The sequence below is a fragment of the Aquimarina mycalae genome (assembly GCF_029906345.1).
Taxonomy (GTDB): Bacteria; Bacteroidota; Bacteroidia; order Flavobacteriales; family Flavobacteriaceae; genus Aquimarina.
This window is the reverse complement of sequence record NZ_JARYGY010000004.1, coordinates 340,579-352,499: the sequence shown is the minus strand read 5'-3', so window position 1 is coordinate 352,499 and position 11,921 is coordinate 340,579. Positions and strand designations below refer to the sequence as shown.

General features: G+C 32.0%; 10 protein-coding genes. 4 read left to right on the top strand and 6 right to left on the bottom strand.

Annotated features, from left to right (window positions below; translation table 11 throughout):
- The first annotated feature begins 232 nt into the window (after window positions 1-232).
- The 4 genes from QBK95_RS11770 (at window position 233) to QBK95_RS11755 (ending at window position 2,206) form a co-directional block, all read left to right on the top strand.
- Complete coding sequence (locus tag QBK95_RS11770) at window positions 233-412, top strand: hypothetical protein (RefSeq protein ID WP_280933917.1); 180 nt, start codon at window positions 233-235, stop codon at window positions 410-412.
- A gap of 54 nt (window positions 413-466) precedes the next feature.
- Window positions 467-706, top strand: coding sequence for a DUF2007 domain-containing protein (locus QBK95_RS11765; protein WP_280933915.1), 240 nt, complete (start codon window positions 467-469; stop codon window positions 704-706).
- 576 nt (window positions 707-1,282) lie between these two features.
- Window positions 1,283-1,714, top strand: coding sequence for a ribose 5-phosphate isomerase B (gene rpiB / locus QBK95_RS11760; RefSeq protein ID WP_280933913.1), 432 nt, complete (start codon window positions 1,283-1,285; stop codon window positions 1,712-1,714).
- Window positions 1,715-1,759: 45 nt separating this feature from the next.
- Window positions 1,760-2,206 carry a GNAT family N-acetyltransferase gene (locus QBK95_RS11755; protein WP_280933911.1) on the top strand — a complete coding sequence of 149 codons (447 nt, stop codon included), beginning with the start codon at window positions 1,760-1,762 and terminating at the stop codon, window positions 2,204-2,206.
- A 50-nt stretch (window positions 2,207-2,256) separates the two neighbouring features.
- On the opposite strand, the gene QBK95_RS11750 is transcribed toward QBK95_RS11755, so the two are convergent.
- The 6 genes from QBK95_RS11750 to QBK95_RS11725 all read right to left on the bottom strand — a co-directional run bounded on the left by QBK95_RS11750 (window position 2,257) and on the right by QBK95_RS11725 (window position 11,854).
- Window positions 2,257-3,879, bottom strand: coding sequence for a S41 family peptidase (locus QBK95_RS11750; RefSeq protein WP_280933909.1), 1,623 nt, complete (start codon window positions 3,877-3,879; stop codon window positions 2,257-2,259).
- Window positions 3,880-3,917: 38 nt separating this feature from the next.
- Complete coding sequence (gene rnpA, locus QBK95_RS11745) at window positions 3,918-4,298, bottom strand: ribonuclease P protein component (protein WP_280933908.1); 381 nt, start codon at window positions 4,296-4,298, stop codon at window positions 3,918-3,920.
- Between the two features lie 106 nt (window positions 4,299-4,404).
- Window positions 4,405-7,146, bottom strand: a complete 2,742-nt coding sequence (locus QBK95_RS11740) for a T9SS type A sorting domain-containing protein (protein WP_280933906.1) — start codon at window positions 7,144-7,146, stop codon at window positions 4,405-4,407.
- A 314-nt stretch (window positions 7,147-7,460) separates the two neighbouring features.
- Window positions 7,461-9,290 (bottom strand): M1 family metallopeptidase, encoded by a 1,830-nt coding sequence (locus tag QBK95_RS11735; RefSeq protein WP_280933904.1) that lies wholly within the window; start codon window positions 9,288-9,290, stop codon window positions 7,461-7,463.
- Window positions 9,291-9,306: 16 nt separating this feature from the next.
- Window positions 9,307-11,010, bottom strand: a complete 1,704-nt coding sequence (locus tag QBK95_RS11730) for a S8 family peptidase (protein WP_280933902.1) — start codon at window positions 11,008-11,010, stop codon at window positions 9,307-9,309.
- Entirely contained in the window at window positions 10,994-11,854 is an 861-nt protein-coding gene (locus tag QBK95_RS11725) for an MBL fold metallo-hydrolase (RefSeq protein WP_280933901.1), read from the bottom strand. Before QBK95_RS11725 ends, QBK95_RS11730 begins: the two co-directional genes overlap by 17 nt.
- Window positions 11,855-11,921: the final 67 nt, after the last annotated feature.

Sequence of the window (11,921 nt, the reverse complement as noted above, 5' to 3'; positions counted from 1 at the left end):
CTTTTAAATAATATAATATAAAATTACAGCTTATCTTTTAACATAAGTTGTTTTATGCGTAAACTTTTATTAAATATTAAATTTGATTCTTGTTTAAAGTTAAAAAATTGCATTATCTGTAAATCAATACATTACAAATAATTATTTTAAACAAATCTTGTTATTAATCTTAAAATTTCCTTAATTTTAAAATACCAAGATCGTTTTTTATTCGTTTGGTAAAGAGTTCATAATGCATAGAGTAAAAAAAATACATAAAATCATATTTCTATTTATCCTAATTTTTTTATTAGGTATCTATGTTCTTACGCTTTATATAGGAAATACAATGGATCAGAAAACAGATACCAATGAGCAATCAGAAATAAATGGTGCGATACACTCTGATAGGGAAGCTACACAAATCAATTAATTGTTTTTTAGATTAATTTGTATATTTAGATAATCTATTACCTGGATTATTTCTATGAAAGATTTTATTACAATTGCAACCTTTACTTATCCAAACGATTATGCAATATTACGACTTCTTTTGGAAAGAGAAGGTATTTCTTATTTTTTTGAAAACGAAACGATGATAGGAGTCTTTCCTTTTTACTCTAATGCGCTAGGCGGTATCAATCTAAAAATCCACCCAAAAGATCAAACAAGAGTTCAAGAAATCATAGATGATCTCAACACTAATTCACATCTTAATATAGTTTGATAGAATAAATAGCATTTATAATATAGTTGTCAACATATATTATATATATACTTTTTCTTTTTCTAAATTTTAAAATAAAAAATGATGATTATGATGTAGTGTTGATAGCGGTATAACTTTATTATATTTTATTTGTTTGTTAAGTTAATTTGAATTTTCAGATATATATCAACAGGATGTTAATAGGTTAAACAATTGAAAATGTTGTAAAAATGAAATTTAATTAACAGCTGTTGATAGCTTATAAACACATGATTTTATTGATATTTTTATGGCAAAACCGTAGTTTATAACATGAGTTTTATGTTTAAAAACTTATCTAAAAAAAACGGTTTTATAATTTTGATTTATGATACTTAAGCTTGTATTCTAATAAAAAATAAAACTACCAAAAAAAGTTTCTCAATTTTAGCAACTATTTATACACACGCTATGTTAACATAGGAACAGGAGTTATTAACATTGAAAATGTAAGCCGTTAAATTATTGATTTTTTGAAGTTTACTTTTTTGGATTAAATTATCTTTGTTGTCAACATGATATTGAGTGTATAAATAATTCTTAAAATTAAAACTTGTGAAAATAGCTATTGGAAATGATCACGCAGGAACCGAATATAAATTCGAAATTGTAAAGTACCTTAAATCAGAAGGAATAGAGGTTGTAAATTATGGAACAGATGAAAATAGTAGTGTAGATTATCCTGATTTTGTTCATCCTGTAGCAAAAGATGTTGATAACAATGCTGTAGATTTTGGGATTCTAATTTGTGGAAGTGGTAATGGTGTTTCTATGACTGCAAACAAATATAAAAACGTGCGTGCTGGTTTATGTTGGACGAAAGAAATAACTGAGTTAACCAGACAACATAACAATGCAAATATTATAAGTATTCCTGCTAGGTTTACTTCGTTACCACAAGCAATTGAGATGGTGAAAACCTTTTTAGCTACAGAATTTGAAGGAGGAAGACATCAAAATAGAGTAAATAAAATAGCTATGTGCTAATAGATAATATAAGTCGTTAACTTGTTTTTTTTGGAGTATTGATATATGGATATCGTGTTTGAAATTAAAAGCTTTGATGAGTTAAATACTCATGAATTATATAAAATTTTGCGCTTACGCGCAGAAGTATTTATTGTTGAACAACAATGTATTTATCAAGATGTGGATGACAAAGATCAAAAAGCATTACACGTAATAGGTTTTAAAAACAAAGAGATTGTTGCTTATACAAGAATTTTTGATTCAGGTGATTATTTTGAACAACCAAGTATAGGTAGAGTAGTGATTCCTGCTAAGGAAAGAAAATATGGTTATGGACATGACCTTATTAAGAGAAGTGTTGAAGCGATTTTAGAACATTTTAAGACTAAAGAAATTAAAATCTCTGCACAATGTTATCTTAAGAAGTTTTACGAAAAACATGGTTTTAAACAGATAGGAGAGGAGTATCTCGAGGATGGAATTCCACATATTATGATGATAACATCATAACAATAAAAAAACCAGCTATTATAACGCTGGTTTTTTTATTGCTGCTAGTTTTATTTTAAGATCTTATCGTATTTATTTTTGTTACCCAAGATTTCCTTACTTTTTGTAATTTCAGGATTATGATTGATGTAGTAATTATATAATCCTTCTCTATAAGAATAGCGCTTTACAATTTCATCAGTAAGTAAATTTACGATTTCTTTTTTATGAGTATCTAGCCCTTTTTCTTTAGCATTTTTTATGGATATCAACAACGCATTATAACTTTCAGAAATATCTTCATCTAATTTATCTTTTTTAGCAACTTCTAAAGATTTCTTAAGTGACTTTTCTGTGGCTGTTTCATAGTTAAAGCCACTTTGCTTAACAAAGTTTTTAAAATCCTGATAATCTTTATCTGTAAACTTAAAGTTAGTAATATCAGCTTGTTGATGAGCATAATAATATTTAGTTCCGTAATCAAAAATAGCATCAGATTGAAGCAGGGAAGTGGTAATATTACTGAATTTTGAAGTCTCCATTTCTATATCTGGTTGAATTCCACCACCATCATATACTGTTCTTCCTTTTTTTGTTTTAAAGGCTTTAAAATCTTTTTCATTTATTCGAACAGCTTTATTATTTTCATCTCTATTCCAATAATCTAACGCCTGAATACATCTTCCGCTAGGTGTATAATATCGAGATATTGTTATTTTTAGCTGAGTACCATATGTTAGTTTTTTTGGTCGTTGAACCAATCCTTTACCAAAACTTCTGGCACCAATAACGACACCTCTATCTAAATCTTGAATACTACCTGCTACAATTTCACTTGCAGAAGCACTTCTACCGTTAACTAGCACAACAAGAGGGATATTTGTATCAACAGGAGCTTTTTTGGTAAAGTATTCTTTGTTATATTTTTTTACAATTGATTTGGTTGTGGTGATAAGCTCACCTTTAGGAACAAATATATTAGTCACATTTATAGCTTCATTAAGCAAACCTCCTGGGTTTCCTCTAAGATCCAGTATGATTTTATCTGCACCTTTTGCCTTTAGTTGCTTTAAAGCAGCGATCGTTTCAGAAGATGCTTTATTATTAAATTTTGATAACACGATATATCCTGTGTTATCGTCTAATAGCTCAAAGAAAGGAACAGCATTAACCTCTATTTCTTCTCTTGTTAATACTGTGGTTTTTGTTTGACCTTGTCTTGTATATGTGATATCTACTTTAGTACCACTAGCACCTTTAAGTAGCTCTCCTGCATCTTCATTAAAATCCGACACAACTACATCACCAATTTTGATAATTTGATCTCCAGCCTTAAGACCAGCTTTATCAGCAGGATAATCTTTATAAGGCTCTACAATAATTATTTTGTCTTTAACTGTTTTTACTGAAGCACCAATACCTGTATATTCACCAGCATTTCTAATTTTAGAAGCTTCTACATCTTGTTCATTCCAATATTTAGTATACGGATCCAAATCATCTAGCATAGCCTTAATTGCAGTATCCATTAGCTCTGCAGGATTAGTTTCGTCTACATAGTTCATGTTTAATTCTTTAAACATGGTGGTAAAAATCTCAATCTGTTTTGCGATTTCAAAAAAATCAGATTTAAAACTTACTGTAGAAAATAAAATTACAATGGCAATTGCAGGATAAAGAATTTTCTTTTTCATCTTTTTCTTTGTTTTATCAGATAACAAGCGAATTAAAACTAAGTTGGTTTAATTTCTCGTGTTATGAACTTTTGTAATATTTCTTTTATTTTAGATTCTATCAATATATGATCAGGCATTTCTTTGCCTGTATATAAGAACATAAAAGTGAATTGATGAGTAGTGTTGTTGTGTACAATATACTTATTTTTTCTATAACTTTCGCGCAATAAACGTTTTATGCGGTTTCGATCTACTGCTTTTTTAAAATTACGTTTACTAACAGAAACTGCCGCCAGAACATTCACTTCTCCTTGTGACAAAGCTTTTCTATAAATTAGTCGTATAGGATATCGAGCAATGGATTTCCCTTCAGAAAAAAGGAGTTCTATTTCTTTCTTACTTTTAAGTTTTTCTTTTGTACCAAAATTCTCTTTCATCAGGGATAAAAATACTGATAAGATTTGGGATAGGATATTCTCAAAAAGAAAATCCAGTGTTGAAATATTTCAACACTGGATTTTAGTATAATTATATATATAATTTTTAGTTTTTAGTGAAAAGTATTGACTTGTCTCTAGCATTAGAAGACAATTGAAGTATATAAGATCCTTTAGCCAGATCATCTACACCAATTTGTTTTTCAGAACTTAATTCACCTTTTTTAATAAGACTACCTTTTAAGTCATATACAGAGAAATCTAAATCTCCAGCAACAAAGGCGTCATCAACAACTACATTTATAACATCATTTGCAGGAATTGGCCAAGCAACAAAGCTAGATTCTGAAGCATCGAATTCTTCTACAGAAAGTGTAGCTGCTACCGTACCTTCATACATTCCGTTACCATGTGTACCTACTAAAAGTTTATTATCTGCTGGTCTGTAAGCTAATGCACTAACTAAAGCAAAACCAATTTGATTAGGCGCTTCAATAGACCAATCTTGATTTACAGGATCAGTACTACTATACAACCCACGAGCTGTACCAACAAAATATCTTGTTTCTCCATCTACCTCTGTAATTGCAGCAGATCGTATAGAAAAAGCATCCAGATTTCTTTCTGCAACCGTCCATGTAGGAGTTGATGCAGTAGCATTGGTAGTTACATAAATATTAGTGATACCATAGTTAGCATATGTAACCATTGCAATATCATTATTGGTAGGATGAACAGCAATACCACTTACTTTTCCTTGATCTGTATTGGCTTGTGTTGGTGTAATATCTCTTCCTAAGGCAATAACAGCAGAATTTTGTGGGTTATTAAGTCGCACTAGAGACCCTCTATCTCCACCTATAAGTAAATAACTATTAGCACCATCATAAGTCCCCCATGTTGCGGTAAATTGACTTATTTCTTCACCACTTATACCCGCAGCATTAAATAAAGGACCAAGATCGGACCAAGTACCAGAAGTTACAGAGGTAGATTGTGATGTTCTATATAAATTAGTTCTACCCGCATAATAGAGTGCATTGTTACTACTAGGATCTAGGAAAAAGTACGTAACAAATTGACTTGAAGATCCAGTAGGTGTAATGTTTTGTCCATTAGGACAATCTCTAACAATACTACCATTTTGAGTCCCAGAGAAAAAAGGAATACAAGCATCATCTCTTGATATACCAACTGCAACACCATCACCTCCTCTAACACTAGACATTGTAGTAAGATCAGGTTGACCAAAATCGGTTCCTCCTGCAGTAGTTCCATTATCCTGAGCACCTCCGATTACAATATCAGAACTACTATTCGGATCTATAGCCACATGAAAATATTGATAGGTTTGATAGTTGTTATTTAAATTTGTCCAAGCTACAGTTGCCGCCGTAACGTCGGTTCTATGCACACCTCCATCAGTTCCACTAAATAAAATATCTGGATTATTAGGATCAAATACTAGCGCATGGATATCTGGGTGATGAGAATCTCCTCCTCCTAAATTGTATAAACCATAACTTTGATTGTTTATATACCCACCAATTCTAGTAAATGTTCCCTGTGTAATAATATTTTCAATTTTATACACATTGGTTCCTCCTATTACTACAAAGTTAGCATTATCTGGTTTTACACTTACTTCTATATCATATCCAAATTGAACAGAAATAGGGTCATTTCCTGATAAATCTCCTCCAACTTCGTCAGGCATTCTGCTTGTATAATTAGTCCAAGAATCGCTTGAATTATCCCATCTCCATAATCCTGCCTGAACTGTTACGTCTGCAAAAGAACTAACAAAAAATGAATATAGAATATCTTCATTAGAAGGTGCAAGTGCTAGTACCATTCTTCCATTAGAACCAAAACCAGGTGTGGTATTTGATCCTATTCTAGTCCAAGATCCATTACCATTGTTTGTGGATTGCCAAACACCATCTACCGCAGGACTATTGGGAGGGAAGCTAGCATATACATCACCAGATGTTGGAGCAATTACCAGATCAGTGAAAGAAGCACCACCACTTATTTCTGTTGTCCATACATTACCATCAAACCTTCTTATTGCACCTCTGGTTGCTGCAAAAAGATCACCAGTAATTGGATGAACAGCTATTCTGTTATTAAAGTCAAAATCGTCTTCTGTAGTTTGATCAGATGCTGTACTAGGAAGCTGTGTCCAAGTAACACCGCTATCTGTGGATTGCCATATTCCTTGACCAAAAAATGGAGCAGCATTACCTAAACTAGCAGAGTTAACAGTTTGTTCATTATATTCTCCTGTACCATAATACCATATGTTTTCTGACCCTGCTCTAGGATCTTGAACAATTGTTGATACATTATGAATTTGATTGTTAGGAGAAACTTTAACCCAACTAGCGCCTCCATCAGTAGTTCTAAAAAGACCACTTGTTACACCTCCTGCAATAATAGTATTACTCGTAGCATCAGATCTATCTATAACCACAGCTCTTGTCCTACCTCCAAGATTAGAGGGTCCTCTGGAAATATAAGTAGTGTTACTGGCGTCTTTGGCATCCTTAGCAAATGTAGATGCCATTATCTTTTTAGACATAACAACCTCATTTTCTTTTTCTATTCTTGGTATTTCTCCTGTAGTTGGATTAATTTGGAATGAAAGCTCATGTTGAATTCTTTCTTCAGCAAAACGACGACGTTCTTCCATCGTTTTTCCTTTCTTTTTACCCTCCTTTTTTAAAGGGATAATTTCCTTATTAGCTTGATTTTTGTTGTCATTGTTTTTACTATAATAAGTACCCAAAACAACAAAAGAAATCAAAGCAATTGAAAGTGGTAGTAGTAATTTTACCTTTTTCATACGCAATAGGTTTATTTATGTTTACAATTTTTGTCTTCTAAAATAATGAATAATTACATCATTATTTATTAATTATGATTCTAAGAAAAATCAAAAAGGATTTTTCAATATTTATATATAACAATTTATATGTCTAAAACCCTAAAAAATTTACAGTAAAACCATTTTTGTGGCGAAAATAAGCGCTTTTTTAACAAAAAAGCAAAGATTTTGTTATTTAACATTGAATATGTTAAGATAATATCAATAAAAAAGACCTTTTATTATTGGTTTTTTATAAAAGGTCTTTAGAATAAGGTTTAGTACAAATATCTCTATTGAGAAAAACTGTTATTATTGGTATTAATATCTGCAAGTTTATTTGAGGTATCAATCTTAATTGATTTTATATCAGATTTTTGTCTAGATATATCAAAAGAATATGTTGGGTTCGTCCAACTCCAATCGGATAAAACATTTCTATTAATAGAAGGAAATGGGTTTTCTTTATCTTTTCGCATCATTCGTAGCGGAATATAAAAAGACTCTTGTGTACCATCGTTATATTCTACATATAAATCTATTGGCATTGGCATGAGTCCAATGCGTTCTAAAGTTATTGATGTTTTCTTTTCGTTTGCTGAAACCTCCTTGATACCATAATCAATAGTATTGGTTGTTTGTGTCCAGTCTGTTAAATACCAATCAAGTTGCATTCCTGAAACTTTTTCAGCAATACGTTTAAAATCATTAGGAGTAGGGTGTTTAAAGCTCCATTCATCAAAGTATCGTTTAATCGTTTTTGATAAGTTCTCTTCTCCTATAATATATCCTAGTTGCGACATAAAAACAGCACCTTTAGCATATGCAGTGGCTCCATAAGCCGCATTTCTTGTATAACGATCGGCATGTGTTGATTGTGGTTGTTCTATACCAGAAGATGCTAATTGAAAATAACCCATATACATTCCTTGCATTGGGTTTGGTTTATTTTGTTTCATAACCTCATCCATTGCTAAAGTGGAAATGTAACTAGTAAAACCTTCATCCATCCATTCATGTTTGGCTTCGTTTGTTGCTAATATATGCTGAAACCAAGCATGTGCCATTTCATGAGCGGTGACACCAACAAGACTACCTAAATTTCTTCCACCAGTAATTAAAGTACACATAGCGTACTCCATTCCACCATCACCACCTTGAATAATCGAGTATTGTTTATAAGGGTATTTTCCAATTGCGGAGCTGAAATATTTCATTAATTCTACAGACTTCGGCTGCAATTTTTTCCAGTTTTCTAAGTATTCTTTTTTGTTTTTATATAAAAAATGTAATACTGGTCCATCAGGAACTTGAACAACATCATGTACATATTCAGGGTCCGCAGCCCAAGTGAAATCATGTACATTAGGGGCTATAAAATGCCAAGATAGTTTTTTACCTTTTTGTTTTACTTCGGTTCCAGGTTTTTGATATCCGTGTCCAATTTCTTGCGGGTTTTGTAAATATCCAGACCCTCCTATAATGTAATTTTTATCAATATTTATGGTTACATCAAAATTTCCCCATACTCCATGAAATTCACGTGCAATATATGGATCTGCATGCCACCCTTCGAAATCATACTCGGCAATTTTAGGATACCATTGAGTCATCGATAATGCAACGCCTTCTTTATTATTACGCCCAGAACGGCGAATTTGTTCAGGAACTTGCCCTTCGAAATTCATTGAAAAAGTAATCTTTTCTCCAGGAGCAATAGGTTTGTTTAGTTGTACTTCTAAAACAGTTCCTGCTACTTCATGTTTAACATCTGACCCATTTTGTTTTAATGATAAAACTTTTAAATATCCAATTTCTGATGGAGAAAGCTTATTGATTCTATCCATTACTCTAGGATCAGGATCTGCAATATTTCTAGAACGCACATCCATTTCACTTTCAGGTTGAAATGCGTTAAAATATAGATGATAAAAGACCTGATATAATGAATCTGGTGAATTGTTTGTGTATATCAGTTCCTGTGTTCCTGAGTATTGAAAATTTTCAACGTTCATGTCAACATTCATGGTATAATCAACATGTTGTTGCCAGTAACTAGTATTATTTTGTGCGGAAATACTGAGAACGGACAGTAAAAACCCGATTGAAACTATTTTAAACATAATATCTTTTCACTTTTTATTTAGATGTTTTCTCTGCCAAAATCAACGCATTATAAAGATTTACCATTTTACCAGATTTAGATAATTTGGTAAATTTATCAGTGTTTGTCGCTTCTCCACCAACAACTACTGTAGCATTGGTGCTTACACCACTATTCATTAATATTTGCTTTACCTGAGAAGCTTTTAATTTCGGATAATAAGATCGTATTAAAGCAGCAACCCCAGAAACCGCTGGAGCAGCCATAGATGTGCCTTGTAAATATTCATATGTGTTGGATGGAGTAGTAGCCCATATTTTTACACCTGGCGCAAAAGCATCTACATTGTTTTGACCATAATTAGAAAAATCAGCCACAAGATTAGAACCGTATTCATAATTTAAAGCGCCTATAGTAATAAAATTATCAGAAACTTCTTCGGCATTATCCGCCTGATCATTAGGATAAACTGCTTTTTGATCTAAATCTATTCCCTCATTTCCAGCAGCGTTTACAATCAAAACATCTTTTTCTGCGGCATATTGGATCGCTTCTCTTACCCATTCTGGGTGCGTTGAATAATATTTCCCAAAACTAGTATTAATTACTTTGGCACCATTATCTACAGCATATCTAATGGCTAACGCAATATCTTTATCATATTCATCACCATTTGGCACAGCTCTAAGTGCCATTATTTTAACATTTTGTGCGATACCATTAACTCCTTTTCCATTATTTCGCTCTGCCGCAATAATTCCTGAAACATGAGTACCATGTTTAATTCCTTCTTTTGCTGGATTAGGTCCCATTACGTTGTTGTTTCCGTATTTATTATCACTAAGATCATCAACATTATCACCTACTTTTGATCTTCCATCGAAATCAAGGTTAAGGTTATAATTTAATTGATCCGTAAAATGATCTATACCTTCTTTTAAGTTTTTTATTAAATCTGGAATCTTTTCATCATTTTCCAGAAAGCCAAACATTTGAGAAAGAATAGCAACATATTGTTGAGTTTCAGGAGTATCAGCTTTTGCAGCAAGTAACTCTTTTTGAGTATAATCTTTTTTTCCTATGATCTCTGTAAGTTTGTTATGTGATATTTGAACCTGTTGTAATATTTGTTCGTATTGATTTTTATTACCTAAAGCTTTTTGATACTCTTCTTCAAACTCTGCTTTTGCTTGTATATAGGTTTGATATTCGTTTTTATCAGACTCGTCTACAGAAGCTATATTTTTTCCTTCGTATTTAGGTTTAAGTTTTTTTATGATTCTTGTATATTCAAGGTTTTCATTTTCAGAATCTCCCAAAAAGTTCCATCCATGTATATCATCTATATAACCATTTTTATCATCGTCTTTTCCGTTATTTTTAATCTCTTTGGTATTGGTCCAAATCACATCGTCTAGATCTTCGTGTTCTATATCTACACCGCTATCAATAACTCCAACAATAACTGTCTGACCTTTTTTATTTTTGATTAATTCTGTGTATGCTCTATTTACGCTCATACCTGGAACTGTGTCGATTGTCAAATCTGCAGAATTCCAATTTTTTAATTGGGCATCAGTTAATACAATGTTTTTTAAAGGAATTGTATCAATATTTTCTATTGGAGTAGAAATTATTGTTGGCGCTCCACAACTACTTAAAAGAATAGAGGAAGTAATAGAGGCTATTAGTGTTTTGTTAAACTTGGGAATCATAGCTTTTTTAATTAAATATTTCATTACAAGTAAAAGTTTCTTTGTATCGCACACCTTTTTCGGTTTGTTGTACGGTTATAATTTCATTGTGAGCATCGTGCTCCATAAACAGGTACCAATTATTATTGGCCGCATTTTCCAAAAATAATTTTTTTTCAGGTAACGTTAATAAAGGTCTGGTATCATATCCCATAACATAGGGTAATGGAATATGACCAGCTGTAGGCAGAAGATCTGCCATAAACACAATAGTTTTTTCTTTATATGTTATATGAGGAATCATTTGTTTTTCTGTATGACCATCTGCAAATAGTACGCCAAATCCCAATTCTGTGTTTTTTTGAAAGGATTCTCCTGTTCTGGAAATAAAGTTAAGATGTCCACTTTCTTGAATAGGAAGGATATTTTCTTTCAGAAAAGATGCTTTTTCTCTGGCGTTTGGTGTAGTCGCCCAGTTCCAATGATTTTCATTGCTCCAAACTTTAGCATTTTTAAAAGCAAGCTGATAACCAGTTTTGTCATGATTCCATTGGACAACGCCACCACAGTGGTCAAAATGAAGATGTGTTATAAAAACATCGGTAATATCATCTCTATGAAATCCTTTTTCATTTAATGACTTGTCTAAGTTGTCATCTCCCCAAAGAGAATAGTATCCAAAAAACTTATCAGATTGCTTATTGCCCATTCCCGCATCGATTAGGATCAGTCTATCACCATCCTCAATTAATAGGCATCTTGCAGCAATGTCGATTAGGTTGTTAGCATCTGCAGGGTTGGTTTTATTCCATAAAACTTTCGGAACAACACCAAACATTGCTCCACCATCAAGTTTAAAGTTTCCTGCTTTTACCGCATGTAATTTCATGTGCTAATACTATTGTTTTAGATATCAGATGAAACGCTCCGAATAATAATTTTCGATATAGATCGAA